This is a genomic window from Lacticaseibacillus kribbianus (assembly GCF_020180945.1).
GTDB lineage: Bacteria > Bacillota > Bacilli > Lactobacillales > Lactobacillaceae > Lacticaseibacillus > Lacticaseibacillus kribbianus.
Genome location: NZ_JAIPUL010000001.1, coordinates 185267 through 211529 on the forward strand (window position 1 = coordinate 185267; position 26263 = coordinate 211529).

Here is a 26263-nt window from a genome sequence, read left to right on the forward strand (position 1 = left end):
TTTATTAGTATAGCAGACGGTGACACGGTGTCAACATTATTTTGAAAAAGTTCCTGAATGGGCTAGAAGACGAATTAAAAAAATACGCCTAGACCCATGGGGGACTAAGCGTTGGTAAATTGAATTTATTTTTGATTAACCAAGGAAGTGTCGCAGTTGCGCTTGCCGGTTGATCAAGGCAGTCACCGCAATGCTGGCACCGTCCTTGATCTGCGCGATCTGCTGGGCCAACTCATAGTGCAATTCCTGTTCTTGGGTTTGGGGCGCCAGCTCGAAGCCGAGGATTCTCTGCAAGGTCAGAATATCTTCTTCCACCTCATGCCAGGCCGGGTTGGTCGCGGCTAGGATCGCCAAGCTGTTCATATTAACGTACTGGGCCAGCTCGGCGAAGTCCTTTTGCATATCTGGGTAATGCCGCACTAAAACGCCAAGGCTCTCAGCTGGTAATGCCGCCAGCGCCCGACCGAAGCCGATAAATTCTGGCGGGACACCGATGGCATAAAACGAGCCGGTGAAGTTGATTGCGCGCGGCAAGGCTTGCCCGTCCACTTCGCGCGAGTATCCTAGAACGCCCACGTGCTGGCGTCGATCGCGGCGCTTGGGAAACGCGGTGAAAATCGGCTGCATGTCCGGGATCAGGTTGTCTAGCGTCTGGCGGTAGAAGGTGGCCGACTGTTCGGCGACCTGAATCATCACGGCCTGGTCGGCGGAATCAATCGTCAAGGGGGTTACTTGAGGCAGCGTCTGCTTCAACTGGGCAATCGCGTCTTGCACCTCTGGCAGCGGGAAGTCATACCGGAAGGCACTCTGAACCGTCACCGTACGCACGCCAGCGAACTCCTTGACGAAGCGATCGATACGACGGGGTGACAGGCCGCCACGGAAAATTGCGGACCCCATGCCGACAATCGGGTAAACGGGAATCTGCTCATCGGCCGCAAACTCATACAGACGCGCGATGGCCAGCTTGTTTCCGATGATGGCGTTCATAAATCCTGATGATAAGGCAGAATCAGAACCCGCCAGGAACACGCGTAAGTAGTCTGGGCGGTAGCCGAAATGTTCTTCATGCAGCTTGAGGTACTCGTGAAGAATCTCGGGTGCATGTAGCTGTGTCTCAAAATTCTCGAATAACGGGATCATCTCGATGTGATCGCCGTTCTCACGCTGATTGGTAAAGACCTGTTGCTTGAAGTGTGCGAGCTGCTCAAAGCGGTCTTGCATCTCGATCAGCTGATCCGCACTTTGGGCCATCGGTAAGATGGCCTCAAACAATGGCCGTGAATCAAACTGTAAATCGTGTGCGAAGTCTTCGGCCGACAAGAAGGTAGTCATGGCCTGCATCAAGCTGTAACCTTCTTCTTCCCAGATGTTCGGAAAACGAAACGTGATGAATTTGTCTCGCCCCAATTCGTGGGTTTTGAAGTAGTCGTACTGCGTGGAAAATAGGCGGTCAACCACCGCTGCGTCGGCGTGCTTACCTTCCCAGTCCCACATATACTCATCGACGTCAAGGTCGGCAAAATTCTTGTACGCCTCGGTCGTCTCTGTATACGCTGAAATGAAAGGGTTCTGGTTCACGTCCCAAAACGCTGCCCCTGCGTTATCCGGGTGTTGGGTGCCCATCGTGACTGGAATACTGCGCATTATGTCTACTCCTATGATTGTTTTTAATTTTGTAACCCCACGAAAATATATAGGGTTACTATAAATTATATCACCAAAAAATTCTGGAACCAGCTAATGCTAGGCTTCTTTAGTTAAGCGACTCTGATACGTTACTGTGCCGTCTGCTGCAATAGTCGCAAAAACCGTGCGTCCAGGCTGATCAGTCAGTGGTCCTAACTCAACCAGTAACCGGTCATCGTCCGCCTCGACAGCAGCCACCGTCGTCAGTAGCTTTGACAACCGTGCACTTTGCGCCATCTCCTGTGCGGCACGCTCGGCGGCTACTCTCAGCGTGAAACCGGTGTCCAGGTTCGCTTTGATGGCGCTCATGACCAGCACGTCATGGTACGTGTAGTGCTTGTTGCGCCCTTGCGCCTGCACCGGATGAATCAAGCCCTTCTGCTCCCAATAACGCAGCTGGGCATCGGTCACACCGCACACACGCTTGGTTTCGCCGGCGCCGATGGTTAGATCTAACTGTCGCAGCTTGGCTACTGTCTGGTTGATACTGTCTGCCATTTTCTTGCTCCTTCGTATTGACTTACTTCCGGATGAGTATAACGTATAATACGTTAAGAAATCGAAGGAAGTGTCTAAAATGTCTTGCCTTGATTATAATCACAAGCCGATTAACGTGCCAATGATGGTCGCCACGCTGATCGTCGGCGTCTTCATTACCGTCTTGAACCAAACGTTGCTGACTACGGCGCTGCCGACGCTGATGGCGACGTTTCGTGTCGGTCAAAGCACGGTGCAGTGGCTGACGACCGGGTTTCTCCTGGTCAACGGTATCATGATCCCGCTGACGGCGTACCTGTCCGACCGTTTCTCCGCTCGGCGCCTGTATCTGGCCGCGCTGGGCATCTTCATCGCCGGCACGGTAATCGCGTTGGTAGCCCCGACGTTCGGCCTGTTGCTGACCGGCCGGCTGGTGCAAGCAGTTGGCGTGGGTATCAGCTTACCGCTTCTGCAAGCGCTACTCCTAGCACTGTTTCCGCCCGAGAAGCGGGGCATGGCGATGGGCTTAGCCGGGATCGCCATCGGGGTCGCGCCGGCGATCGGCCCGACGCTGTCCGGCTGGATCCTCGCCAGCTTCGGGTGGCGCGCCTTGTTCGGGTTGATTCTACCCGTTGCCGTGGTGGTGCTGCTGGCGGCGATGGTCTTCGTGCGCGATCTGCTGCCAACGACTGATGCCAAGTTAGACTGGTTATCATTAGCGCTAAGCGTGACCGGCTTCTTCTGCCTGCTGTTCGGCTTCTCGCTGATGGGCACACTGGGGATTGCATCGGCGCGCGTCTGGGAGAGCCTGCTGGTCGGGCTGATTCTCGTGGTCGCCTTCTTCAAGCGCCAGCTGACGCTCAAGCAGCCGTTTCTACACGTCGAGATTCTCAAGAACCGCACCTTCCGTCGCTCGACGCTGCTAGTGGCTTGCACCAACATGGCAATGATTGCCTGCGAGCTGATCTTGCCGATGTACCTGCAACTGGTGCTGGGCAAAACCGCCTTGCAGTCCGGCCTGATTCTGTTTCCCGGCGCCTTAATCAGCCTGGTTCTGGGGCCGATCGCCGGCATCATTTACGATCGCCACGGCATCAAGCACCTGGCGCGTATCGGCTTCTTGTTGCTGGCCGGAGGCACGCTTCCCTTTCTCTGGCTGGCAACTACCACGCCGACCTGGTGGGTCACGTTGTGGTACACCTTGCGCATGGCAGGCGTCTCCTTGGTCATGATGCCGCTGACGACCAACGCAATGAACACCTTGCCCAAGCGCCTGATCGGCCACGGCACCGCGGTGAATAACACGCTACGCCAGGTGGCAACGTCGATGACCACCGCCTTGACCGTCACGATCTTGGCCGATGTGAACGGGGCAGCCAGTCCGGCGGCGCTGGCCGGGTATCACGTTGCCTTTGGGTTCACCATGCTGATCGCCTTGCTTGGACTGCTTCTCGCCTGGCATCTTACTCAGGCCCTGAAAGTTGTGCCGCAAAGCGCGACACAGAGCGCCCATACCCATCACGCGTAGTGGGCGCGCATCGATCACACCGAATGCTCATTAACTGACATCAAAATTCTGTTAAACTGAATCCTATGCTCGGCCGCCGTGCTGACTAACTACTTAAGAAAAGAGCTGCTACCTATGTCAAACGACTTTCTGAACCAAGTGAAAGGTAAGATGATCGTGTCCTGCCAAGCCCTCCCAGAAGAGCCGTTGCACAGTTCCTTCATCATGGCTCGCATGGCCAAAGCCGCCAAACTGGCCGGCGCCCCTGCTATTCGGGCCAACTCGATCGTCGATATTGAAGCGATTCAAGCCGAAACCGGTCTGCCGGTGCTCGGAATCAACAAGCACGTCTATCCAGACGCTGAAACGTTTATCACGCCAACAATCGAAGATATGACAGCCATTGCAGAAACTGGCTGCGCAGCGGTCGCCGTTGAGGTGACTGGGCGTACCCGCCCACACGGCCAATCACTGGCTGACAACGTGAAGCAATTCCGGGCGGCATACCCAAACACACTGCTGATGGCCGACACCGCCAGCCTAGCCGATGTGTCCCAGGCCGACGAGTTAGGCTTTGATATGATCGGCACCACACTGTACGGCTACACCGAAGCGACGGCCGGCCGCGACCTAGCCACCAATGATTTTGAGTATCTGAAACAGGTACTCAAGGCGGCGAAGCACCCGGTCATTGCGGAAGGCAAGATCGACACGCCTGAAAAATTGCGGCGTTGCATCGACCTTGGGGTCCACGCCGCCGTGGTCGGCAGCGCGATCACTCGACCGCTCACGATTGCGCAACGTTTCATGCAGGCGCTGGCTTAGTGCAATCGCCAAACAGTAATAATCAATAGACACGAAGATGGAACCCCAAATCACTCCAGGTTTCACCTTTTTGGGCGAATTTGTTTTTGAATCGGCGAGAATTCAGCGAATCCGGTAAATACTACTTGCCGATATAAATAGTCTTACTAAATGTAACGTTAGAAAGCGGCATCCGCAGCATGAGAAGGACTTGTTATTCGTGATTGATATTTGTTATCCTCAAGCTCCAATACGAAATGGGGAGGTAGTTGTTGATGATTGGTTCATTGGTTTCAACGTTGAATGCTGGACTTGATACTTGCGTTGACTTTGTTGCAAATGCAGTTGGCGGCATGATTGCTGTGCTAATTACTGGCGTCAGTGATACGATTGGAGCGCTGTGGTGGCACGTTCTATTCCCATTCTTCATGCAGGGCTGGGTAATGATCACAGCGGCCTTGCTAGTCTGTGCATTGGCATATTTCGCTTTACCGCTATTTCTGTGGTTTTTCTATTCGATCATGCGAGTAATCTTCATACTGGCGGTTGCTTCGTTAGCAATCTTCGTCATGTTTCAGATCGGTAGAGTGCTTACCAAAGTCGCAATCTTAGCCTTCGTCTTCGGCTACCTGCCTTACCTAATCATTCGTAAAGTCCGCGGACGCAACACTGTCACAATTCCAGAATAACGACAATACCCGGCACGACCTGCTACGCTAGTTTCAGCGTTAGGTCGTGCCGGGTATTTTATTAGATGCCGTCAGTGATAATCCAGTTGTTACTTTGCTTGGAAAGGGTCAGGGTGTATTGCGATACTTGGCTCATGTCATTGTCAGTGTCGAGGTACTTCACAGACAGGGTAACTGTCAGGCCGTGCTTAGTCTGCTTGAAGATAGGATCTAGCAGTTCCACAAACTTGAGATTCCGTTTGATAGGTCGTGTCCCGTCCTTAACGTAATACTTGAGTTCGTTGCGATCACTTTGTGGGTACAATGCGAAGAACGTTTTGAGAAACTTAGTTACGTCGTCTGCGGTGGAGCTGTCTACCGAGTTGTCAGACTGCGCATCAGGTAGCTTGACGCGTGCCGTTGCTGGCTCCGCAGCGATGGTTGGGTTCTTGGTGACCACCATATCGCCGTTGTCATTTTGCATAACGTTGATGGTGTAAGTGCTGTTCACTGACTTCTTGTCTTTGCCCTTGGTGAGATCCTGCTTTACCGTGAATAGCACACGGAACGTATCTTTAGCCGTCTTGCTCACGTCCCAGATCTTGACTTCACTTACTGCGGCTGTGGTGGGAATGTCACTCCGCACGGTGTCAGCGTTCAGTGATTGTAGTTGCTCAACGAGATACGGCTGCAAGGCTCTCTGCCGCTGATCGAGGGCTTCGTGGCTGGGCTGCCACGAGTAGTAGAGCTTGGCGAAGTCGGTAGTGAAGGTCGCTAAGGCGTGCGTGTCGATCACCTTGGTCTTAAACACTTGAACTTCATGCACCGTGTGGGTGTCAATGGCGGTCATGTTTTTGTAGACGCCGAAGCTGGTGCTACCGATCAACACCGCCCAGCAAAGCAGTGTGATCGGGCGACGCAAGCCACGGTGCTTAATTTTAGGCGGCTTGGGTGCTGCTGGCTTCTTCTTGAACCAGCCGTTCTTTTGGGTTTTGTTTTTACTCAAGGTTCGTTCACCTTGTCCTTTCTAATTTCGTAGCAGCGGTAAAAATCATCGTAAATATCAAGAAAGCGCACGAACAGGCGTTGTAGCGAGATTCGCTTGTAGCTCTCATAGTCGGTTTCAATATACTGGCCGAGCTCACGGTCGTTGTTGAAATATTCTTCGGCCAAGTAGCGCTCGCGGTCGAGGATATACTTGCGGTCTTCTGGGGCGAAGACCTTGCCCTTGAGCCATCGATCAACGGCCACTTCATGCGCGACAGCGAGGCGATACTCGCGCCGGTGTCCGAATTCCATTTCCGGCATCCGGTCAACGAAGCGATCGAGAACGTGGCACAGGTCATCGGTGTTGGGTAGGCGTTGTTTGAAGAACTTGATGCGTTCCCACTCACCTGACGCAAAGTCGAGTTCCTTGATGCGTAGTGCACGGTTGTCGCCAAATTTGAGATCGATGTGCGCCTTTTGCAGCGCATCGTCATAGGTATTGGTGATGAGATCCATCCAGTCAAAATAACCGATACCGTTTTGATCCATCGTCTTCACCTACTTCTTCACACGCCCGGCGCCGATCAGGTGGACTTGCCAATAACTTGAGTTCAAATCGGCATATCCCAGCGGGTCGCCCGCATTATACATTTTCATGCCGCCGACATAGATCCCAACGTGGGTCACATAGTCGGCAGTGTCATAGGTTGAGTGGAAGAACACTAAGTCGCCGGGCTTAGCATCTTTGATGTTCAGGTGTGCCGTGGCGTCGTATTGTGCTTGTGCGGTGCGGGGGAGTTTGATCCCAGCTTTGCCGTAGCACCAACTGGTCAGCCCGGAACAGTCAAAGCCTGTTGTTGGCGTTGAGCCGCCGAACACATAACGAGTGCCTTGATATTTGAGCGCCTCATCCATGATCGCTTGCACCGTTTTGTCGTCGAACTTCGCGCCACCCGTCACAAGGTATTGCGAGATGACCGACACATAGTACATGTTCCCATAGGCATATCGCCAACCGTCTTTAGCAACCGCGTTGGTGTAGGTGACTTTCTTGCCACCAGATTTTTCTTTAGCAAAAGATGTTGCCAGCTCAAGCGTGTACTTTTTGCCCTGCTTAGCAACGTAGTCAATAAAGCTGCCACCATAGTTGTAGCTTTGAATCGCAGTGTTGAGATCCACGCCCGCAGCTTTCATGCTTTTTAACAGCGACGCGAAATATTTTACGCCTTGCTTGATGGACGCTTCGGTATCTAGCGTATTGACCGGTAGTCCCAGCGATTCGCTGGCTTGCATCACGTCGCCACCCTTGCCGCCAGATTCGACCTGCATGATGGCGAGTATCACCATCACCTGGTCTGAAATGCCGAACTCTTTACAATACTTTTCGACCGTCAGCTTATGCTTGTAGACTTCAGCGGATAAGTTCATCGCGTCGGCTGTGATCGCAGAGGCAGGCTGGTCTTCGTCATCATCAGAGGCAATGACCGCAAAAAACAGACCGCCAATCAACAGTATCGGGAATGCGGCAAGAGCTAACCAGCGCCAGAGTTTCATCGCTTCCTACGCCTCTTAGCCTTTTTGATCCGCTGTAGCTTTGGGTTGCGTGGCTTGGCTGGCTTTTCGGAAACGAGGGTCAGTGGCTTCTTGGTTTTATCCGTTGGCGGAGTGAGTTCTTGGTGTGGTGTTATTGTGGGTTCTGCTTGCGGCTTCGTGGCTGGACGTGGAGGCCGAGTTGATGTTGGCTTCGTGGCAGCACGCTTAGGTTGCCCACTGGTATCAGCTTGTTCGGATTTCGGCTTGGGAGGGGTGGCAGTTGTTGGCTTACGAGTTGGTTCAACCGGCGGCTTGGTATCCGTTGGTTTTGGCTTTTCAGGATCAGCTTTAGGCTTGATCGCGAGTTTGCGTTCTTGCATTTGCTTACGCCGCTGCTCAAGCTGTTTGTCGCGTTCCTGCTGATTGGCCTCACGCCGCCCCTTGAAGCTGTCCTTCGCAGTTTCGGCGGCCTCCTTAGTCAGTTGCTTACCACGATGCAGGCCATACAAGACGTTGGTTGGCGCGTCCTTTACTTGATTCAGACCGCGCTTGGTCTTGTCTTTGAGCTTGTTGCCGACATCAGACACATCGGCAAGTTTTTCACCCAGACGTTGGCTGCGCGGTTTCTTCGGCTGTTGCGGCTTGGTGGCGTCAGCGGTTTGTTCGCGTTGCGTGCCAGTAGGGAGCTGTGGTGTTTGCGGCATTCCGTGACCTTTACCATAGCCTCGTGACAGGAAGCGACCTGCCATCGCGCCACCCATTGCACTACCGACGAACTGCCGGAGCATCCGGTTCCCACGACGCGAGAAGCGCTGTGCGCCTTGCTGTGCGTCAGAGCTGTGTAGCTGCATCATACCCATCAGGTCTCCGAGCTTCATCCAAATTCCCGCAAAGATGGTGACTTGCAGGAAGGCCACGAGGAAGAACGGCGAGGTAGCCGATAGCCCGTAAACCATTGCCGATAGCGAGAACGCCATCGTGATCACCAGCGTCACGCCAACTCGTGTCATGATCGTGTTGAACAGCTTCATGATATTTTGCTTCATCAGGCCGTTAAAGGACGGCAACATGGCGAGTAAGAACGACACCGGTAGGAACGTTGCGTAGATGATAAAGAGTATCTGGCTGAACAGCATCATTGCCGTCAAGAAGAAGACAAACAAGGTGATCGCTACGTTGAACAGGACAACAAAGGTCGTGGTACCAAGTCGATTGATCGTCATGGTCGGCGAGAGGTTCTCGTTGTCATTGTCTTCAATTTCAGCTTTCACTACGTCGGTGCGAGTTTTACCCTTGTCCCCAAATGGATCGGTCTTCATCAACGTATTCACGCGATCTTTGCCAACGTTGTCAGCGTCGCTGTCCCCAAACTGTAAAAGCGTCCAGGGCTGCTTCACTTGAATTTCAAAGAGCGTGTCACGGATCGCATCGACGCCTGATTTATCGGAGGCCGTATCCGTGCCCATAATCATCTTGGAGCCGGTGTTGAGAGCGCTGGTGCTGATGTCGGAGCTGAACTCGTTGATCTTGCTGACGTAATCTGGCGCATAGGCGATGAAGCTGGCCGAGGTAATGAAGATCACCACGAAGTTGACCATCGCCGAAATAGCTTTCGAGGTCTCGCGCTTGATGATGCCGGTATAGGCGACATAGATACCGACAACTAACGTAATCATCAGGAGCAGTCCCGGATAGAACCCGTCCGTGGTGAAACCATCTTTTGAGACCCCGGCTAGAAGCTGCATGTTCTTTCCAATCGCGTCAGACGTATCTTTGATGAAGTCTAGCGAATAGGCTTGCTGAATCAGGTAGCCCGCAGCGTTTGAGAGATAGACCGAGAGCGTCCACAAAAAGTTGGTGATGGCATACAGGCCATAGCTTACGGACTTGCCGATACCATCGCCCCAGTTCCACGGGAGCCAGTCCCAACTCGTATCAACAAAGTAGTCAAGCTGGTAGTGCGACAACGGGTACTTGGAATACTCGTTGGAACCGCCAGACTGATCGTCTACCAGTCCCGCTGCGTGTACCGGTTGACCGCCGACAAGTACCAACACCAACATGAATGCCGCGACAACACCGAGGAACAGCAGCCGCCGACGGTTAGCTTTCGTCATCAGCGATCACCTCCACGGGTTTCGGTGGCCGAGTGTCAAAGGCGTGGTGTAGGTGTTCAAAGATATAGTCAAAGTGCAGCACGCCGACGTGCCCCCAGATGTCTTGGAACAAGCACTCCCCATTGTCTAGCGACCGCAGCCGATTTTGGTTGCCTTCGTCTTCGGCGTCTAGCCCAAAGAAGTTTAAGGTGTTTTTGATCTCCGTGATGTCGGTGCTACGGAAGGCAAACTTCTGGGCGATGTTGTTCTTCATCTTTTCATCCAGTAAATCGTCCGCGTTTTGGGTCACGAGGTAGACCCCGGCGTTCATGGAGCGACCTTCGCGAATCAGTTTCATGGACAACGCCTTACCTTGCGCGACATTCAAGAACGCCCAGGCTTCGTCCAAGTCCACGATCTTGAATTGGGCGCGGTCTTGATGAATGAAGTCGATCGCGAACGTGCTGATGATCATGAGCATGGCGACGGATAACATTTCGGCCGTGATATATTCTTCCTGCGTCTTGTCGGCGTCTGGCAGCACCAAGTCTGCGATTTGCACGATGTTGATTTTGCGGTCAAGTGCGATCGTCCGCCGCGCCGTCCCGTCAGAGAACAGTAGTGCCGCAAAGTCGTAGTCCGTGAAGGATTCGATGTGATCGGCAATGTTGCGTGCGATTGGCGTGTCTTCGCGGCGGAGTTCGTCGATGACTTTCAACAATCCCGGTTCAGGTGCTTGCGTCACTGCGCGGATCGCCTTGCGCAGCGTTGGGAAGCGGTCAGCGTCACGGCTTGAGATCCCCGTGAGGAAGGTTAGGGTGTCAACGGCCAACGATTCCGAATCCTTTAAGTTAGACAAGATGATATAAGGATCAAGCAGCCCACGGTTCTGTTCCTCACTGGTCAAGTTGACGATATTGATTTCGTCACCCATGAAGTCGAGGTTCTCCGCCCAGCCAGTACGTTCCGACTTTGGATCAAGGATCAGTGCCTGTGCTCCGTAAAGGACGGCGTAATAGACGAGCAGATTGTTGGAGAAGGACTTCCCACCACCCAAGCTACCGAGGAAGGCGGCGGATAAGGCATTGGTGACTGTCCCCTTGATACCTTGCGCGGCAATATCTGGTTGGAGATAGACGTTCCGCCCGGTGTCCACGTTGTACCCGATGTAGATACCTTCCTTTTCACCTAGCGATTGCGTTGCACCGAAGCCTAGCGAAGCGATGAAGTCGCTGGTCACATATTGGATATAGTCGTTGATGTAGCGCTTGGAAGCAGGGATAAACTCACTGTGTAGCCCCAGCATGTCGCCGAATGGTCGCACGAGCTTGATGTTAAGGCTGTCGTAAAAGTCGAGTAGCTGATCAGCGCGGCGCTTCATTTCATCTTCACTGCGCCCAGCCACGCGAATGACGTAGCTGATCTTGTACATGGCGTCCTTAGTCTGGTCGAGGTTGCTTTCAAGTTCATCGACTGAATCTAAAGCGTCGCTGACGCCGCGTGTCGTCTCGTTGCCGGACTGGTAGGCGTGTTCGTCCAAGTCCTTGAGTTCTTTCTTCTTGTTGCGTACCTTGGTCAGCGCCTTCTTGTTCGTCACGATCTCAACGTTCAAGCTGGTGTCGATGGGAAAGTCGAACTGGCTTTGCTGGAAGTAGAAGATTTCGCTGCCGGGAAATTCGAGTTCACCCACGATGTCGGAAAGCGTCAGGTACGTCACGTAGCTGGCATCTAGCCCGTGGGTGATCTTGATGGAGCGTTGGTGCTGCTCAATCAGCGAACGGGTTGGCTTGATCAAGTCATAGCGCTTGATAATGATGTCGCGCTTGGACTTCTTGTGGGGCAAGTGATATTTGTAGTCGTCGTAGTCCTGACCCGTCATGCCGTAGAGGTGTTCGAGCAGGTAGCCGAAGTCGTTCTTATCGAGCGGACGAACTTTGAACCGGCGACCAATCTTTTCGGCAAGGAACTTAGCGGACTTGGCGTAGCGTTCCACTTCGGCGTTGTTCATGGTGAAAAAGTCACCAGCAAACGTTGTGTTGAACTCGGCGAAGAAGTCCCGAATGCCCAAGGACATATCCTTGAAGATGGACTTGGCGGTGACCTCTGCGTCATTCAGCAGCAGCTTAAAGCCGATGAAGAAGAGGTAGTCCACTTGGTTGTCCCCAACGTTTTCGGTCAATGCTTCGGCTTGGCCGTCGATATGCTGGAAGGCGATGTCTTTCAGCGAGCCTTTGACCAACTTCTTTGAGCGGTCGAGGGTGTCCCGGACACTGGCTTCGGTGGCAAGTTGCAAGAGGTGTAGTTTGCCGTCGCGGTTCTGGGAAATCAACTGGCGTAAGTTCTCATGGACTTGTTGCTTTTGTTCAGGGCTTAGAAACGAGTAGTTGTACGGGATCAGTTCAAAATAGGCAAAGCACTCGCCGTCAGTGTTCCAGACGAGGTTGTCTTCGATATACTTAATTGGAAATTTCATTGTGGTACCTCCAGACGTAGGTCACAGCTGTGTCTTGTTTCTCTTTTTGCGATTTCACAGGTTTACCAGCATAGGTGAGCTTCGGGGTAATGGCGTAGTTGATCACCGACCGCAAGAACCCCATTGGTTTCTTGTTGTCGAAGGTCTTCTGGCTCAAGAACCAAGTTAGCCCGGCAGGAATGCCAACATATTTGAGAAACGCGCCGTCAATGAACGATAGTGGTGGCAAGTCGCCTAGTAGCATGACCGCAAACAAGCTGACGATGAACCACGTCATTTGCGTAAATGTGATTGGAAACGGCAGTTGCAGGTCATTGATGGCATACAGCACCTTTTCCACTGACCAGATGCTGGTGTAGGAACGGACTTTCTTCATGTGATCTCCTTTCGTTGTGAGATAAAAGGGCTGACGCCTTTTGCAGCGCCAGCCCAGAGAGTTAGTCTAATAATTGGTAGATGCCATAAGGCGTTTCAACGTAACCGCCCTCAATTTCGAGGTCACGTCCGACCTTGGCATAGTCGATATAGTTTTCGACCTGTGGCGGAATCTCGCCGAACCAGCCTTCATCAGCCAGTTCTTCGGCCAACTCCGTCATGTTGGCAACGTGGTAACAAGCAATGTCATCTTTGTGTGCAGCGAGTTCGATTACGTTGTCGTACCACTCGCCGATAAGCTCTTTGATGGCAGGGTAAATCTCGGTGCCTTTCAATGCTTCAACGGCTGCGGCAGCTTCGTTAATCTCACCAATCGTGGAATACTCACTAAAGACAACGGGGCCTTCGTAGTCCTGAACCATGTATTCTTCGTACTGGTCGTTTAGTCCTAGCTTTTCGGTGAGTTCTTCATTGTTGATTGGTGGGGTGAACCATGCGCCGACGATTTCGCCTTCGTTGTATTTGCCAAGATTGGCAATAAAGACTTTGATGTCTTCCATAGGCTAAGCTCCCATGACGCGGTTGAACAGATTCAGCAGCACGTCTTTGACTCCAGCGGTATTGAACACCAGCCCCACGGCGATGATCGCAATGACCAAGAAGCCAATCAACTTGGAAAATTCACGCTTGAAGCCGAGGTAGACCCCGATAATGGCAATCGCCATCAGCACCAAGCTCTGGGCGTTGGAGGTGAACCAGTTAAACAAGTTTTGTCCGAAATTCATAATAATCATCCTTTGATTTTTAGTTTTGTGACCAGGGCTCCTTTCAAGATTGCCGCTGTTTTGGCGCGGTCAGCAGTGACCGGGTCATGGGTAACAGATCAGAAAAGTTCAGTTTGAGTTGCGTGGTGGTGCTTGATGCGATCAAGGGCACGCCGCCAGTATTCTTCGCTAATTTCATAGCCGATGAAGTGGCGGTCAGTGTCCATTGCAGCAATCGCGGTGGTGCCAGACCCCATGCAGTTATCCAGCACGATCTCGCCGGGTTGGGTGTAAGTCTTGATGAGGTAGGCAAAAAGATCGACAGGCTTTTGCGTCGGGTGCCAGCCGGTGCGATCAGACTTGTAGTTGAGTACGTCAGACGGGTAGTTAGTCCACTCTTGCGTGTAGCTATCGGGAGCGTTCCACGGGTGCAGTTGATTGGAATTTTCATACTTACGCGAGTTGACGGTTTTGTTATAGGGGAGCAGTCCTTGAGGAAAATACTTCATGCCTTTGGTGTCAGGGGAGTTACCAAAGTTGGCCGTACCCGACTTGGAGAAGACGAGAATCTCCTCGAAACGGGATAAGGGGCGGTTCTTGGCATTGACGAAGTTGGTGACAGTATTCTTGATCCAAACCCACTTGTAGCGATACAAGGCCGGATTTGATTGCACTGAGTCCGCAGAGAAACGTTCAGTTGCGGATAGCACGATCGCGCCTTGAGGTTTGATGAGCCGTTCGTATTGACCCCAGAGGTGGGAAAACGGAATCACCTTGTCCCAAGCGTTGGCTGTGGTGCCATACGGCAAGTCGCACAGGATCATGTCGATGGAGGATGTCGGTAAGTCCGCCATGCCTTCCAGACACTCGCGATTGTAGATGACGTCTAGTTTGATTGCGGTGATACTCCTTTAGTTGAATTTGTGACCATCACTCCTTTTTGAATTGCGATTGTTTTGTCACGGTCAATCGCGACCGAGTTGGTTAATCGAAAAATAGGTCTTCCACCGGTGTAGCGAAGACCGGCCAGCCTGAATCTTCGGCTGTTTGATAAAGTAGTCGGCGCAGTTCGCCGTAGTTCAGGGCGCGCCCATCGCGGCCGATCAATGCCGCAGGGTACCCTTGTTGCTGGTGCCGCCAAGCGATGTAGTCTTGTGCTGTGAAGCCAAAACTATTCATGTCGCAGATACGCCGGTACTTCTTGTGTTCGATGACGCCGACTAGCGCGGCCTTGTAGACGTAGATGTTCAGCGCGCAGTCTTTGAATTGCTTACCTCGCAGCGGGTGGGAAGCCAGCACGTCATTGACCAAACATGTCACCTCCTAGCTCCTCGCTACCAACGGTCTGTTGCTCAATCAGCTTGAGGTGCTTGTCGGTCAGCTCGGCGTCTTTGATCATGAGTTGCAAGTCAGTAGTGCCGAAGTAGTTGTCGATTTCCTTGATGACTTTGAGGGTAGGCATGACCTGCTTTTGTAGCCACGCCTTGGTCTTGTTTAGGTCAAAGGGCTGTGGGTCAGTGGTCAGGCGGATTGGCTGGCGACCTTTGCCGATGAAGTATGACCAACGTTCGTTGAGGGGCCACTTGAGGCGGCTTTTATCCGGGACTTCATCAACAAACCGCATATAGCGCGTGATGATACCAAACGCGACCTTTTCGGCATCACGGGTAATCAACATGTTCTCAATCGCTTTGATGGCCCGCTCGTTTTTCAAACGAATCTCAAATCGGTTGATGATCGGCGTGTCAGCAATCGAGATGCCACGCTTGGCAGCTTGTTCAGCGGCTTTTTCGTAGATGCAGAAATACACGTCGCTTTTCATCGTGCCGACGTAAAGCGTATTGCCCCGGCCAGCCTCATCGAGATCCACGAGCTTACCTGATTGCAGCCCCTGAAATGACCGCATGACAGAGATGCACTCGTTGTTCAGACACTTATCGACCAGCTCTGGAATGTTTAGCAGGCCGACCATGTCGTTAATCGCAATATCGACCCGCTTGAAAATGCCGCCAGCTTCATCGACGCGAAGGAAGTAGTCGTACCAGTTTTCACCGTGACTAAGCAGAATGCCTTCAAACTCTCGGCAGCCTTGGCCTTTCATCTCAACCAACGTGCCGAGGTTGGAGCCAACCGGTGCTACCATGACCTGAATGTTGGAGAAGATATACATAGCCGAATAGCCGTAGAAGCCATGTTCCTCAAATATCAGGTGTTCTGGGGTCAGACCGAGAATCTTGGTGATCACAGTCTTGGCGTCATGTGTCGGGAACCGTACACGCATGTAGTCAAACATTAGCGTTAGTTCTGGTTCATCGTTCCAGTTCTTGAGCAGCCGGTCGATTTCCATTTGCAGTGATGAGCTAGGGTTAGTCTTGCCGTTCTCCACTTGGACGTAATGCATCCGCATGACACCTAAGCGCCGGGCGACTTGAGCTTGGGTCAGCTTGAGTTGCTTGCGTTTGGTTTTAGTTTTTTCATGCCATGAGCACATGGCAACGCTCCTTTCAAAAAATGAATGATGGATTGGGGTTGCCATCCATCATTTTGCCTTCTTCTATTGAAACGCCGTCATATCAACCTTTCTACCCCGTGTTCAGGCACAGACGTTGTATTTAATACCCCCCTGTTAGAGTACTGGGGGTAAGCGGTCGGCTGGCGCCGACCGCTGCCACTCACGCTTGCGGCTTTCGCGCTGCACGCCGCGCGTGGCGGCAGGGTGCAGCCTTGCTGAACAGATTGGGTAGTCATTGACTTGCTCCTTTCAAAGGTTTTGTTTTGGTGCCGACATGCAGCCGATTAGTAATGGTGCGCCCAGTCATGGTAAGTGAGAACCATGCCGTCGCCAGAAATATCAGCCGTGAACCAGAAATACACGGGTTTGCCCGATACGGTGCGATCAGCGGTCAATTCTAGCCAGTGATCGCCGTCTTCCCAGGGTTCAATGTAGTCGCAAAGCTCCATTAAGGCGTCTTCGGCATCACTCATTGTCCCGGCTTTGATTGTATTGGCGTAGTCTTCTGTAAACTGCATCTTGTTTCTAAACTGTGGTGTAATCATTCTTCATCACCTTCATCTGCGACGTTGGTGTACGTCATGGTCAAGCCACCGTCGTCGCCAGTGGTGACATTGAACCAAAAACACTTCGGAAAACGATCAGCCGTCAGTCCACCAGGAGCGCCCATCCAGATTCGTGAGTCTGGGTACTCGTGGGCGTGCATTGCCATCCATTCAAGTTGATCTTCCGCGTCCTCAGCAGATTGGAAAGGCACGTTCTCGTGAAAGTCGTTGAGGAATTGCGCGCGGTTTTCGATTTTGACATCAGTGCTCATTTGGCACCTCCTATTCTATTGGGGTTGCAGGAACGGTATTAGCTGCGGCACCGATTTCGGTGAGAAAATCATAGCCGCGTGGTACTAGTGGTGTGTAAAATTCAGAGATGACGCTGCCGCCAGTGTTCACATAGCCGCGTCCCTTGATTGGCTTTTGAAAAAAGTCTTTGTTGGTTTCGCCGAACATCATGGAATAGCCCAACTCACTCATGCGCCCAAGCGCAACGCGGAACATGAACTGATCTCTGATCCCGTCGCCGAGATATTTGGCGTCAGGGCGTTGGCAGGCCAACACGAGGAAGAAGCCAGCTTGACGGCCAAGCATGACGATCTGTTTGAGCTTGGACATGACTTGCATGGCATCGCGTCCCAAGGCGTCCATAAAAGCAACATATTCGTCAAAAATCAAGAAGTGAGCTGGTAAGCCAAGATAGGCGTAATTCTCACCCGTCTTGTAACCGGGCATTTGCTTCATCTCATCATTGCGGCGCATCATTTCTTGGTAGAAGGCTTCTACTGCGCCAAGCATGGCTTCCTTCTTGGAATAGACTCCTGTCATCACGTCAGCCAAATCGGCGAGGTCAGCGTTTTTCGGGTCAAGAATGGTGAGCTGGGCACCGTCTTTCAGCAACGCTTCAATTAGCGTCAAAATAAAGTAGGTCTTACCACCGCCCGTACCACCAGCAATCAGCATGTGGGGCAGCGCATCATAGTGCCAAGCCACCGTTTCCATGAGCTGCATGGAGCCATGTTCACAGGTCACGTCAGCAATGGTGATACGCTTGCCGATTGTGTCGTAAAGCAAGGTGTACTCGACATAAGAATCGTGCAGGATCTTGTCTACCAGCTCACAGTAAAGACCAGCTTCTAGCTTCTTTTCCAAGTGAAGGAGCTGATCTTGATAGGAAGACATGACGATTTCAACGGAAACGTGGATCAGCCCGTCCTTGAGCCGATAGTAGATTTTGGGAAAGTGCGAGATTTTCTCTTTGGTACGCGTTGAACCTAAGTCTTTGAAGAAACTCTCACTGTTCGACTGGTCAGTTTGGTACCACTTGTTCTCCATGATCATACGGGCGAGTTTTTGGCGGTGTTCCATCTGCTTGTAGGAATCCGCAAACCAAGTTCGATATGCCCACAAGCCAACACCAAATAGTAGCGCTGTGCATAAACTGTTAATAATCAGCGGCAGCCATGACCAAGGCAAGACCGCCACGTTCGGCCAACTAAAGAATTTCCAGTTGATTTGTCTTAGCAGCGGCCAATAGGCAATGGCAGCGCCAGTTACCCACAAGCCAACCACAACGGTCATGGCCGTGTTGTAGAGTAGGTTGCGTTGACGCGGATAGACCCGTGTACCGCGATACGTGAATTTCATTCGTCAATATTTACGCCGTCGTAGCCAATTACGAGGCCAAGTGGGCTACTTGAAACGTTGAAACTAAAGCGGGCTCCTTGAAGGTAGGCTTCGGGTTTCGCACACTGCTCGCTGGCTAAAATCAAATCACAAGCATTCATGCCAGCTTGAATCGCGTGATTAGCTGCGTCGATTAAGTTGATGATGACGTCACCAGTGGGTGATGCTCCGTTGTCAAAGTCAGCGATGTGTTCGTAGTGAAGTTGAAAGTCATCCAAGTTGACGAGGGTTACTTGATCATTCATAGAAATTCTCCTTTGGGCGTTACTTGACGCCAATGTATTTGATAGCGGGTTGTCGGTCTTCGGTGTCGATGTTGAAGCTGAACTCTTTGGATTCATGATCGCGGGTACATTCGCCGTCTACCCAGATGGAAAACGGTTCGCCACCAGTTGCCTGTTCGGCAGCCATTAGCACCATGTCAATCAAAGCGTCCGGGCTAGGATCATGGAAATCAGGGTCAACTAGCGCGGGATAGTCTTCCAAGAATCCGTCGATATTCATTGCGGACATTTTCGAGCTCCTTTCATTTGTGATAATACGAAATTCAATCCACACCCATATAAATCACGGTGTCTTCAAGCAAGTTGAAAATGAATTCCTTTGGTTCGTCATCAATCATGTTGTCATCAACCCAGATAATGAATTGACCGTCCATTGCCTGTGCTGCGGCATCAGCGACCAATTCCCGTAAAAAATCAGCGCTTGGGAGAACGCCATCCGTTCTGACAAGTCTGATGTAGTCTTCGATGAATTCGGTGATTTCAAAATTTTGTGGTTGAATCAATCTCACATCCTTATTCATCGCTGACGCCCAGATACGAGAGCCGTAAGCCATCTTCACCCTCGTATGAAGTGAACGAGAACAGCTTATTCGTGCCGTCGTTGGTCTGTTCGCTGTCGATATGCAGGTGTTGGTAGGATTCAGGGCTTTCTTCCATGAGTTCCATCATGTCTTGCAGGATCTCGTCGGGGTCAAGGCGGTAGTCGTTGTCGATTTCTTCGTTATAGTCGTCGATGAACACTTCACGACCAACTACGGTCAATGTGGAAGTCATCATCAGGGATCAACTCCTTTCGTTAGTGGTAAGCAACCGCCACAGTGGGCGGCGCGCGCGAGGAGTGGAGCAATGAACAGCTATTTCTTGTCATTGTTGTTTGGCTTCTCCTGTGGCTTGACCGGTGCGCTGGCGATCACGAGATCCCTGGCCTTCATGTACCACGAAGTTTCAACGCGGTTGAAGTTCGCGTTTGCCACGGTGTCGATCACGGGATCAACTAGGGTGACGATTTGGTTGTACTTGAAGTCCTTGACACCAGCCTCTGCCGGAATTGAAACTTGGATCATCATTCCCTGTTTCATTGACTTCAAGTCATAGGTGCGTTCCTTCACGTCGTCGGTACGGTTACCGTCTTCGTCTTGCACGAAGCGTTCGCGACGCTGGCCGGAGAATTTTAAGACGCCAAAGGTTTCTTCTAAGTCGATAACGATGCCTTCTGCTAATCGCATGTGGGTTCCTCTTTTCTTTTATTTGACTGGGACAATATCGTCGGCATTGCAGATGTAGCGCACAAAGGCTTGTTCACCGATCCGGTAGCCAACAGTTGCAATACGCGGTTTGATGATGGTGACCGGTGCATCAACTTCAATGCTTTCGGCCTTGTCACCTTTCTTCGCTGGAATGGTGATCTCGATGTTGTCGGTACGCTGCAAGTCAGAGAACAACTCGTAAGTGCGGGAGACAACCTTACGATTGTCGCGATCACCTTCTGACAGTTCGCGTTTGAGCGAGCCGAAGTAAAGGTGACCGAACGTCTTTTCAATATTTGGTGCAACAAATTTGAGTTCCATATTGTAGCCTTCCTTTCGTATTCAAAAAGCCGGGTAGTGGGGCTACTCGGCTGTGGCTTGGTGATAGTATTCGGTTAGTTGTTGAAGCAGGTAGTCGTAAAAAGACTTGGAGATTGGGTGAACGGTGCGGCCATCAGCGTATCGCGGGAACTGGATATACCAGCGGTACTGACCTTCGATTAGCTTCACGTTTTTCAAGATGAGTACATGATCCAGTACGATGTCGCCTTGGAGCAGTACGTCGCCACCGGGATCGGGGTACATATTCATAGAAGAAATGCGCATGTTACTTGCCGTCTTTCTTCTTGGCACCACCGATCACAACCATTGCAGCGAGGACGCCGAGCAGCAGTACTACACCGATGACCATGAGCCAACCAGCCTTGGCGTTACCAGTTTGTGGTAGACCAGGCTTCGGCGTTTGCTTGTCTTTCATGATAGCCTTCACGATTTCACCGTCCTTCGTGATTTCGAATGGTACAAGGGCTTCGCTGATTTCGTAGCCCTTTGGTGCGTCGTATTCTTGGAAGCTGTACTTGCCAGCAGGCAGGTTACCAAAGGAGAAGACCCCGTTCTTGTCGGTGCGACCAGATACGACTGTCTTGCCGTCTTCGTCCAGAATGCGGATACCCGTGTTTGGCAGTCGCTTCCCAGTAGAAACGTCGGTCTTGGTCAGTTCGCCCGTGCCCTTGATCAAGTCGTTGGTCAGTTCAAAGGCAATCGCGGTTTCCTTGGCGTCAGCCTTGGTCTCACCAATCTGCTTGTCCTTGCTATCGAAAACCGTTACGCCGTCCTTGGTGGACACGAGCTTGAGGGTTTCCTTAGAAAGCACAAGGTTGGTGGCAGAAGGCTTGGATTCACGGAGATAGAAGGTGCCCATAGGTAGGTGCTTGATGGAGCCAGTGGAATCTTTGCCGACAGTGATAGTCTGAATCACCTTTTTGTCAGCATCGAGCAGTTCAAAAACTGCGACAGTTGCGTTGCCAGTCATGGCGTAGGTGTAACCCTTACCCGAAACCAGCGTGGCAACTTCATTGATTTTCTTGAATGACAGTTCGTTTTCATGGAGCTTGTTGTCGATCACCTTGCCGTCATTGAGGTCAATGTGTTTGATCTTCTCGTTATCGGTGGTGTGGAAGTGGAAGCCGTACATCGTGGTATTCAAGTCGTGCTTCTCACCAGCATCAAGTTCCTTCACGAAGTAGTAACCTTCGGGAAGCTGAATCGCGCCAAATTCGGCTTTACCGTTCTCTACCGTCGTGGTGGCGACCAGTGATTCAGATGGGATTACAGTTTCGCCGATCGTGGTTTCGCCTTGAGTAAACAAGGCAAAGACCTGGCCGTTGGCAGCGACATTTTTAATAACTGGGAGGTTGTCCTTCCAACCGGTGATACTTTCCTCTTGCTTGTTGAGCGTGATGTCGAGCTGTTGGAAGTCGTTCTTGGCTTCAAGTGAGGTGGAGGTCACCGTCACTTCTTGCCCGGCATACTTGAGCTCAAAAGCAATCGGATCGGTGTTCATGATGAACCCGGTTGGTGCAGAGATTTCAGTTGCCGTGTACTTGCCAAGATAGAGTTCTGGGGTCTGAATCTGACCTTGAGCGTCAGTGGTGCCGGTAGCAACCACGTCACCCTTGTGTGCATGAACGGCGCCGTCAGCAGTCGTAATATTTTCGGCTGCTTTGAACTCGAACTTCGCACCAGCGAGGGCGGTGTAGTCGTAGCAGTACTTATACTGATCGCCATATTCAGTTTCAACTTTTTCGACGGCGACTGGGGTAGCCCCGGTCTTGGTCAAGGTGGCGACACCCTTTTGGGAGAGGTCAGCGAACTTGATGACCACGATGCCGTCTTTGTGGCTCCCGTCGATGGTGAACTTGACTGGTTCTTTAGCTAGTACATAGCCTTCTGGAGCTTGAACTTCTTCGAGCTGGTACTTGCCGTAGCCAAGAGCTTCGGCGGTGATCAACTCACCGGAGTTATCGGTCACAAACTTATCAGTCGTACCGGTCTTATCAGCAGTTGGCTGGACTTCGTACTTGTTGGTTTGCAGGTTCTTGATCCGGAAGATTGCACCAGCGCGCAGCACGCTCTTACCAGTTTCGGTATCGACCTTGACTACTCGCAGCTTTTCTTCAATGACCTTGTTTTCGATGCTATAATGCTGGGACTTTTGGGTGCCGTCAACGGTAACCGTGAACGGCTTGATGCCGTTGTAGCCTGTTGGGGTCTTGGTTTCAGCTACGGTGTAGGTGTCGTAAGGCAAATCCGAGAACTTCACGTAGCCTTGTTCGTCAGTCGAACCGATGCGAACAACCTTGCCGGTAGTCTTGCTGGTGACGGCGAATTCGACGTCTTTGAGCATGACCGGCTTAGTGCCTTTGCCTTGGGTTGACCAGTCGTAGTTCCCGTACTTGAGCAAGTCAAGATCACCAGTGATGACTTGTTCCTTGACCGTCGTAGTAGCGGCAGCAGTCGTAACGTTCTGACCAGCGTAAGCCAGCTTGAAGGCGTGCTTTTGCGGATCAAGCACGTATCCAGTTGGTGCCTTCACTTCTTGCCAGTAGTAATCGTCCAGCTCCAAGCCAGAAACGGATGCGGTGTTGTTGGCGATCGTCACCGACTTCACGAGCTTGTCATCGGCTGCACGGTGAAGTTCGTAGACAGCACCGTTAAGGCTGGCAGCACCTTGTGGCTGCTTACCCGTAACGGTGTCTTCTTTGATGATCGTGGCAGTGCCGCGTTGTTCTTGATCAGTCGTATCGACGTGAGCAGTGGTGACCGCGACAGTTTGACCAGCATACTTCAATTCAAACGGCAGCTTGGTCGTGTTCAGAACATAGCCAGCAGGGGCTTTTTCTTCCAGTGCGTAGTAGCTACCAAGCTTGAGGTTTTGCAAGGTTCCCTTGCCACTGCCATCGGTCGTGATTGCGCCGACCCGTGTGCCGGTGCTGGTGTAGATCCCGTAAGCTGCGCCGTTAAGCGAGTAGTAGGCATTGAACATGTCGCTGCCGAACTCACGCCCGATCTTGGCGAGGGTCACATTGCCGAGTTGCTCCTTGTTGCCGAGGACAACTTCAACGGTCTTGCCGGGTTCGATGGTGACTTCCTTGAGTTCGCCTTTGTTGACGTAGCCGTTAGGAGCGGTGACTTCGCTGATTTTGATCTTGGTACCAGCTTTGATCCCGTTCAGGGCAGCATAGCCGTCAGTGCCAGTCGTGACTTCCTTGGTGGTGCCATCGTATTCAAACTTGAGCTTGGCACCCGGTAGCGCCTTGTTGGTATCGGCGTCAACTTTTTGGGCTTTCACGTTACCGTTGAGATTAACTTTAATAGGTAGAGAGAACTCGCCGTTGTTGGACAGCTTGAAGTTGACGAGCTTTTGTTGTGAGCCTTTCGTGTAGACGAAAGAGGTACCCACGTCAGCAGCTTTGGCAATCGCATAAGCCACCTTACCAGATTCCTTCGACTGGGCAGTGGCCGTCAGCGTGAGCTTATTGCCAGACTTCGTAATATTGAGGCTTGCGGTGTTCGCCGTTTGCTGGGCGAAAGCTGCGAGCCGTCCGTTAGTATCAGTCAAGGTGATTGAATCACCGACTGCCAGCGTGATTTGCTTACCGTTGAAAGATGGCTTGCGATCATGCGCAGCAACCTTATCAAGGATTGCTTTCTTTTCAGATTGATAGGTCTTGTTAGGTGTGGTGAGTAACGAATCGCCGAGCGTTTCCCAAATAATCATCTGGGTCACGGCGTAGTTGCGGTTGGTTGGGTTTTGGTAGTAGCCGTAGTAAGCAATCTTGGCTAGTTGATCCTTCTTAGCGTCGGAGTAGGTGCTGGGGTTGTAGCCGGAGCCACTCATATCGAGATCGACCCCGTGCTCCACACAGAAGGCAACTTTGCCGTCCACCTTTTTCATCCACATACCTGTGTCCGTCCAATGTAAGCCATTGAACAGATGTAGGTGCCAAGTATTGCGCCAGTCAGCAACCTTGGTGTTGGTCATGCTGGCAGCAAGCGCCATTGAGACCGGGATAAAGAGCTGGACGAACAACGATACCAATGCGACAATCACAGCGGATCGTCTGGCTGTTTTCATCATAGTTGTTAGTCTCCATTCATTGAAAATTGGGTATGAAAAAAGCAAATGAAATGTCGAAATGACTTCATTTGCTTCTATATATACGAGTAGCAATCAATGGTGACCTTTATTTACTGGTGTTATGCCTGTGTGCTTAGGAGTTTGTCAGCTAGAGGGTCTTACGCCACATTTTTCGTGTACGAGAATTTGTACGCATTCACTGCAACTTATTGAGAAAATTTGAAAGTTGACGCTGACAATAAACTTCGTGAAGCCTTATTCCATATGACTTTTTGAGAACTTTTGAGAAAAAGTCGTATAAAGTACGGCTTCACCAACAAGTAAGCAAACCAAACGAGGCGTCCGGCAGTTATTCCCGGGCGCCTTTTTCGTGCGCAGACGCAGACAGCCCGAACCGTGGTGACGCGGTTCGGGCTGCATGGGTGGTTCGGTTATGGTTTCGCTGCGGCGTCAGCGCGCACCGACCGCGCCGCCCTCAGCCAGGCCAAAAGCAAACCGCCGCGGTCGTCGCGTCCCTTTTGGACGTCGGCGGTCGCGGCGGCTTTTTTAGTTCAGCATGGCCGGGTCGATGCGGTGGTTCTTGAAGTAGAAGTCGCGGTCGTGGTCGTTGATCGGCCGTGCAATCTTGCAGGGGTCGCCGAACGCGACCACGTTGCTCGGCAGGTCGTGGGTGACCACGCTGCCGGCACCGATCACGACGTTGTCGCCGATGGTGACGCCGGGCAGCACGATCACGCCGGCGCCCAGCCAGCAGTTCTCGCCGATGAACACCGGCGCGTTGTACTGCAGGCCGCGCGCCCGCAGCTCGGGCAGGATCGGGTGGCCGGCGGTCGCGATGGTGACGTTCGGGCCGATCATGGTGCGGCTGCCGATGGTGATGTGCGTGTCGTCGACCAACGTCAGGTTGAAGTTGGCGTAGACGCCGTCGCCGAGGTGGACGTGGTGGCCGCCAAAATTGGAATGAAACGGCGGCTCCAGGTAGCAGTCCTTGCCGATGTCGGCGAACATCGCCTCAAGCAGCGCGGTGCGGCGGGCGGCCTCGCTTGGCCGCGTGTGGTTGTAGTCGTAGAGCTTCTCGAGGCACTCAACCTGGACCGCCGCGATGGCGGGGTCGCCGGGGTTGTAAAGCGATTGGTTGTGCATTTTGTCAGCTTCTGTCATGTTCTGCTCCTTTCAGCAGGCGGATTGCAATCAGGGTGCCAATGGCGATGGCGGCGAGAATGCCGGCGATCCAGCCCAGCGCGTTTTCGGTCAGGCCGGCTGTGCCCAGGCGGCCCAGCCAGTTCCAGACCGGCGGGGCGGCGAAGGCGCTGGTGACCGTGGCGATGGTCAGGGCGCTGGCGGCCAGGTCGATCTGCGACGGCGCCAGCCCCAGGTTGGTGCGGTACACCAGGTAGGGCCCGGTGTACGAGTAGATCCAGTTGAAAAACACGGCGGCGGCGACGGCCCCTGCCGGTTGGTGAAAGATCAGCATCGCCCAGACGCCGAGCGCCGCGCCGAGGTAGCCGACGGCCAGCGTCAGTGCCCCGAGACGGCGGTGCAGGCGGCCGAAGGTGAGCCCGGCGACTAGGCCGCCGACGTTCATCGCGGCCAGCGTCCAGTTCGCCACGGCGGCGCCGCCGCCGCCGTGCGCGGCAAACAGCGCGGACAGCTTCAGCTGAACGCCCCAGATCAGCAGGTAGGTGAGAAACGCCAGCGCGCACAGCCCCCACTTGCCAAGCGGCAGGCCGGCCCGCGCGTCGGCTCGGGCTTGCCCGGGTGCCGCGCTTGCGTGCTCGTCGCCGGCCGCCTGGGTCACGCTGGCGGTCGCCGCGGCGTCGGTGATCGTCTCGTCCGCCGCGTTGCCGCCCGGCAGCACCCGCGCCGCCAGGAACGCCAGCGGCAACAGCAGCAGGTACAGGGCGAAGACGCTGCGCCAGGCGATGGCGACCACCAGCCCGGCCAGCGCCATCAACAGCGCGTTGCCCAGCGCCGACAGGCCGGTCTGGTAGCCCAGCAGCCGGGCCCGAAAGTCGCCGCGGTAGGTGCGGGCGATCAGCCCCAGCGCGTGCGGCGAGAACAGGCCGACGCCAAGCCCTAGGCCCAGCCGCGTGAGCAAAAAGCCCCAGTAGGGCATGGGCACCAGCGGCAGCGCGCCGAAGCCGGCGGCGGCAATCAGGCCGGTGCACACCACCGCCCGCACGCCGTGGCGGC

At 53.0% G+C, this 26263-nt stretch carries 29 protein-coding genes; 3 read left to right on the top strand and 26 right to left on the bottom strand.

The genetic code is table 11. The annotated features are described in order from the left end of the window. Nucleotides 1-135: 135 nt before the first annotated feature. Nucleotides 136-1647, bottom strand: a complete 1512-nt coding sequence (gene ppcA / locus LE416_RS00920; RefSeq protein WP_225046629.1) for a phosphoenolpyruvate carboxylase — start codon at nt 1645-1647, stop codon at nt 136-138. Nucleotides 1648-1746: 99 nt separating this feature from the next. After that, nucleotides 1747-2187, bottom strand: a complete 441-nt coding sequence (locus LE416_RS00925; protein ID WP_225046630.1) for a MerR family transcriptional regulator — start codon at nt 2185-2187, stop codon at nt 1747-1749. A 79-nt stretch (nt 2188-2266) separates the two neighbouring features. On the opposite strand from LE416_RS00925, the gene LE416_RS00930 reads away from it, so the two are divergent. The 3 genes from LE416_RS00930 (at nt 2267) to LE416_RS00940 (ending at nt 5166) form a co-directional block, all read left to right on the top strand. Beyond that, nucleotides 2267-3694, top strand: coding sequence for an MDR family MFS transporter (locus LE416_RS00930; RefSeq protein WP_225046631.1), 1428 nt, complete (start codon nt 2267-2269; stop codon nt 3692-3694). Between the two features lie 114 nt (nt 3695-3808). Continuing rightward, a complete protein-coding gene (locus LE416_RS00935; RefSeq protein WP_225046632.1) occupies nt 3809-4498 on the top strand; it encodes an N-acetylmannosamine-6-phosphate 2-epimerase in 690 nt (229 codons plus the stop codon). 251 nt (nt 4499-4749) lie between these two features. Further along, complete coding sequence (locus tag LE416_RS00940; RefSeq protein WP_225046633.1) at nt 4750-5166, top strand: hypothetical protein; 417 nt, start codon at nt 4750-4752, stop codon at nt 5164-5166. Between the two features lie 61 nt (nt 5167-5227). On the opposite strand, the gene LE416_RS00945 is transcribed toward LE416_RS00940, so the two are convergent. The 24 genes from LE416_RS00945 to LE416_RS01060 form a co-directional block, all read right to left on the bottom strand. Next, nucleotides 5228-6151, bottom strand: a complete 924-nt coding sequence (locus LE416_RS00945) for a conjugal transfer protein (protein WP_225046634.1) — start codon at nt 6149-6151, stop codon at nt 5228-5230. Beyond that, nucleotides 6148-6681, bottom strand: a complete 534-nt coding sequence (locus LE416_RS00950) for a hypothetical protein (RefSeq protein ID WP_225047809.1) — start codon at nt 6679-6681, stop codon at nt 6148-6150. The genes LE416_RS00945 and LE416_RS00950 overlap by 4 nt, the downstream gene beginning before the upstream one ends. A gap of 9 nt (nt 6682-6690) precedes the next feature. Then, the gene (locus LE416_RS00955; protein ID WP_225046635.1) at nt 6691-7686 is read right to left on the bottom strand and encodes a bifunctional lytic transglycosylase/C40 family peptidase; all 996 of its coding nucleotides are present in this window, start codon (nt 7684-7686) and stop codon (nt 6691-6693) included. Then, nucleotides 7683-9782, bottom strand: a complete 2100-nt coding sequence (locus tag LE416_RS00960; protein WP_225046636.1) for a CD3337/EF1877 family mobilome membrane protein — start codon at nt 9780-9782, stop codon at nt 7683-7685. Before LE416_RS00960 ends, LE416_RS00955 begins: the two co-directional genes overlap by 4 nt. Next, nucleotides 9769-12234, bottom strand: coding sequence for a conjugal transfer ATPase TcpF (tcpF, locus tag LE416_RS00965; RefSeq protein ID WP_225046637.1), 2466 nt, complete (start codon nt 12232-12234; stop codon nt 9769-9771). Before tcpF ends, LE416_RS00960 begins: the two co-directional genes overlap by 14 nt. Then, entirely contained in the window at nt 12218-12610 is a 393-nt protein-coding gene (locus LE416_RS00970; RefSeq protein ID WP_225046638.1) for a conjugal transfer protein, read from the bottom strand. The genes tcpF and LE416_RS00970 overlap by 17 nt, the downstream gene beginning before the upstream one ends. 61 nt (nt 12611-12671) lie before the next feature. After that, nucleotides 12672-13169 carry an antirestriction protein ArdA gene (locus tag LE416_RS00975; RefSeq protein ID WP_225046639.1) on the bottom strand — a complete coding sequence of 166 codons (498 nt, stop codon included), beginning with the start codon at nt 13167-13169 and terminating at the stop codon, nt 12672-12674. 3 nt (nt 13170-13172) lie between these two features. Beyond that, nucleotides 13173-13394 (bottom strand): hypothetical protein, encoded by a 222-nt coding sequence (locus LE416_RS00980; RefSeq protein WP_003606383.1) that lies wholly within the window; start codon nt 13392-13394, stop codon nt 13173-13175. 98 nt (nt 13395-13492) lie between these two features. Then, nucleotides 13493-14227, bottom strand: coding sequence for a DNA-methyltransferase (locus tag LE416_RS00985; protein WP_225046640.1), 735 nt, complete (start codon nt 14225-14227; stop codon nt 13493-13495). 130 nt (nt 14228-14357) lie between these two features. Continuing rightward, a complete protein-coding gene (locus LE416_RS00990) occupies nt 14358-14684 on the bottom strand; it encodes a hypothetical protein (protein WP_225046641.1) in 327 nt (108 codons plus the stop codon). Beyond that, nucleotides 14674-15864, bottom strand: coding sequence for an XRE family transcriptional regulator (locus tag LE416_RS00995; protein WP_225047810.1), 1191 nt, complete (start codon nt 15862-15864; stop codon nt 14674-14676). The genes LE416_RS00990 and LE416_RS00995 overlap by 11 nt, the downstream gene beginning before the upstream one ends. 305 nt (nt 15865-16169) lie before the next feature. After that, entirely contained in the window at nt 16170-16430 is a 261-nt protein-coding gene (locus tag LE416_RS01000; RefSeq protein ID WP_031546588.1) for a hypothetical protein, read from the bottom strand. Continuing rightward, the gene (locus tag LE416_RS01005; RefSeq protein WP_225046642.1) at nt 16427-16702 is read right to left on the bottom strand and encodes a hypothetical protein; all 276 of its coding nucleotides are present in this window, start codon (nt 16700-16702) and stop codon (nt 16427-16429) included. The genes LE416_RS01000 and LE416_RS01005 overlap by 4 nt, the downstream gene beginning before the upstream one ends. Nucleotides 16703-16712: 10 nt before the next feature. Further along, on the bottom strand, nt 16713-18080 hold the full coding sequence (locus tag LE416_RS01010) for an FtsK/SpoIIIE domain-containing protein (protein WP_225046643.1): 1368 nt from the start codon (nt 18078-18080) through the stop codon (nt 16713-16715). Then, nucleotides 18077-18364, bottom strand: a complete 288-nt coding sequence (locus LE416_RS01015; RefSeq protein ID WP_107773161.1) for a hypothetical protein — start codon at nt 18362-18364, stop codon at nt 18077-18079. The genes LE416_RS01010 and LE416_RS01015 overlap by 4 nt, the downstream gene beginning before the upstream one ends. 19 nt (nt 18365-18383) lie before the next feature. Beyond that, entirely contained in the window at nt 18384-18632 is a 249-nt protein-coding gene (locus tag LE416_RS01020) for a hypothetical protein (RefSeq protein WP_010491207.1), read from the bottom strand. A 34-nt stretch (nt 18633-18666) separates the two neighbouring features. After that, the gene (locus tag LE416_RS01025) at nt 18667-18912 is read right to left on the bottom strand and encodes a hypothetical protein (protein WP_225047811.1); all 246 of its coding nucleotides are present in this window, start codon (nt 18910-18912) and stop codon (nt 18667-18669) included. 4 nt (nt 18913-18916) lie between these two features. Then, nucleotides 18917-19180 (bottom strand): hypothetical protein, encoded by a 264-nt coding sequence (locus LE416_RS01030; protein WP_225046644.1) that lies wholly within the window; start codon nt 19178-19180, stop codon nt 18917-18919. A 77-nt stretch (nt 19181-19257) separates the two neighbouring features. Continuing rightward, a complete protein-coding gene (locus tag LE416_RS01035) occupies nt 19258-19629 on the bottom strand; it encodes a YdcP family protein (protein WP_225046645.1) in 372 nt (123 codons plus the stop codon). A gap of 18 nt (nt 19630-19647) precedes the next feature. Beyond that, complete coding sequence (locus tag LE416_RS01040) at nt 19648-19971, bottom strand: DUF961 family protein (RefSeq protein ID WP_003606404.1); 324 nt, start codon at nt 19969-19971, stop codon at nt 19648-19650. A gap of 42 nt (nt 19972-20013) precedes the next feature. Beyond that, nucleotides 20014-20256 (bottom strand): hypothetical protein, encoded by a 243-nt coding sequence (locus tag LE416_RS01045; RefSeq protein WP_125751718.1) that lies wholly within the window; start codon nt 20254-20256, stop codon nt 20014-20016. 1 nt (nt 20257) lies between these two features. After that, a complete protein-coding gene (locus tag LE416_RS01050; RefSeq protein WP_225047812.1) occupies nt 20258-24067 on the bottom strand; it encodes a SpaA isopeptide-forming pilin-related protein in 3810 nt (1269 codons plus the stop codon). Between the two features lie 549 nt (nt 24068-24616). Further along, the gene (locus LE416_RS01055) at nt 24617-25231 is read right to left on the bottom strand and encodes a sugar O-acetyltransferase (RefSeq protein ID WP_225046646.1); all 615 of its coding nucleotides are present in this window, start codon (nt 25229-25231) and stop codon (nt 24617-24619) included. Continuing rightward, nucleotides 25218-26252, bottom strand: coding sequence for an MFS transporter (locus tag LE416_RS01060; RefSeq protein ID WP_338034757.1), 1035 nt, complete (start codon nt 26250-26252; stop codon nt 25218-25220). Before LE416_RS01060 ends, LE416_RS01055 begins: the two co-directional genes overlap by 14 nt. Nucleotides 26253-26263 lie beyond the last annotated feature (11 nt).

What these genes read in the sequence shown, in the direction of transcription:
- ppcA (WP_225046629.1), bottom strand. Translation starts at nt 1,647, where the DNA reads ATGCGCAGTATTCCAGTCACGATGGGCACCCAACACCCGGATAACGCA.
- LE416_RS00925 (WP_225046630.1), bottom strand. Translation starts at nt 2,187, where the DNA reads ATGGCAGACAGTATCAACCAGACAGTAGCCAAGCTGCGACAGTTAGAT.
- LE416_RS00930 (WP_225046631.1), top strand. Translation starts at nt 2,267, where the DNA reads ATGTCTTGCCTTGATTATAATCACAAGCCGATTAACGTGCCAATGATG.
- LE416_RS00935 (WP_225046632.1), top strand. Translation starts at nt 3,809, where the DNA reads ATGTCAAACGACTTTCTGAACCAAGTGAAAGGTAAGATGATCGTGTCC.
- LE416_RS00950 (WP_225047809.1), bottom strand. Translation starts at nt 6,681, where the DNA reads ATGGATCAAAACGGTATCGGTTATTTTGACTGGATGGATCTCATCACC.
- LE416_RS00955 (WP_225046635.1), bottom strand. Translation starts at nt 7,686, where the DNA reads ATGAAACTCTGGCGCTGGTTAGCTCTTGCCGCATTCCCGATACTGTTG.
- LE416_RS00960 (WP_225046636.1), bottom strand. Translation starts at nt 9,782, where the DNA reads ATGACGAAAGCTAACCGTCGGCGGCTGCTGTTCCTCGGTGTTGTCGCG.
- tcpF (WP_225046637.1), bottom strand. Translation starts at nt 12,234, where the DNA reads ATGAAATTTCCAATTAAGTATATCGAAGACAACCTCGTCTGGAACACT.
- LE416_RS00970 (WP_225046638.1), bottom strand. Translation starts at nt 12,610, where the DNA reads ATGAAGAAAGTCCGTTCCTACACCAGCATCTGGTCAGTGGAAAAGGTG.
- LE416_RS00975 (WP_225046639.1), bottom strand. Translation starts at nt 13,169, where the DNA reads ATGGAAGACATCAAAGTCTTTATTGCCAATCTTGGCAAATACAACGAA.
- LE416_RS00980 (WP_003606383.1), bottom strand. Translation starts at nt 13,394, where the DNA reads ATGAATTTCGGACAAAACTTGTTTAACTGGTTCACCTCCAACGCCCAG.
- LE416_RS00985 (WP_225046640.1), bottom strand. Translation starts at nt 14,227, where the DNA reads ATGGCGGACTTACCGACATCCTCCATCGACATGATCCTGTGCGACTTG.
- LE416_RS00995 (WP_225047810.1), bottom strand. Translation starts at nt 15,864, where the DNA reads ATGTGCTCATGGCATGAAAAAACTAAAACCAAACGCAAGCAACTCAAG.
- LE416_RS01000 (WP_031546588.1), bottom strand. Translation starts at nt 16,430, where the DNA reads ATGATTACACCACAGTTTAGAAACAAGATGCAGTTTACAGAAGACTAC.
- LE416_RS01005 (WP_225046642.1), bottom strand. Translation starts at nt 16,702, where the DNA reads ATGAGCACTGATGTCAAAATCGAAAACCGCGCGCAATTCCTCAACGAC.
- LE416_RS01010 (WP_225046643.1), bottom strand. Translation starts at nt 18,080, where the DNA reads ATGAAATTCACGTATCGCGGTACACGGGTCTATCCGCGTCAACGCAAC.
- LE416_RS01015 (WP_107773161.1), bottom strand. Translation starts at nt 18,364, where the DNA reads ATGAATGATCAAGTAACCCTCGTCAACTTGGATGACTTTCAACTTCAC.
- LE416_RS01020 (WP_010491207.1), bottom strand. Translation starts at nt 18,632, where the DNA reads ATGTCCGCAATGAATATCGACGGATTCTTGGAAGACTATCCCGCGCTA.
- LE416_RS01030 (WP_225046644.1), bottom strand. Translation starts at nt 19,180, where the DNA reads ATGATGACTTCCACATTGACCGTAGTTGGTCGTGAAGTGTTCATCGAC.
- LE416_RS01035 (WP_225046645.1), bottom strand. Translation starts at nt 19,629, where the DNA reads ATGCGATTAGCAGAAGGCATCGTTATCGACTTAGAAGAAACCTTTGGC.
- LE416_RS01040 (WP_003606404.1), bottom strand. Translation starts at nt 19,971, where the DNA reads ATGGAACTCAAATTTGTTGCACCAAATATTGAAAAGACGTTCGGTCAC.
- LE416_RS01045 (WP_125751718.1), bottom strand. Translation starts at nt 20,256, where the DNA reads ATGCGCATTTCTTCTATGAATATGTACCCCGATCCCGGTGGCGACGTA.
- LE416_RS01050 (WP_225047812.1), bottom strand. Translation starts at nt 24,067, where the DNA reads ATGAAAACAGCCAGACGATCCGCTGTGATTGTCGCATTGGTATCGTTG.
- LE416_RS01055 (WP_225046646.1), bottom strand. Translation starts at nt 25,231, where the DNA reads ATGACAGAAGCTGACAAAATGCACAACCAATCGCTTTACAACCCCGGC.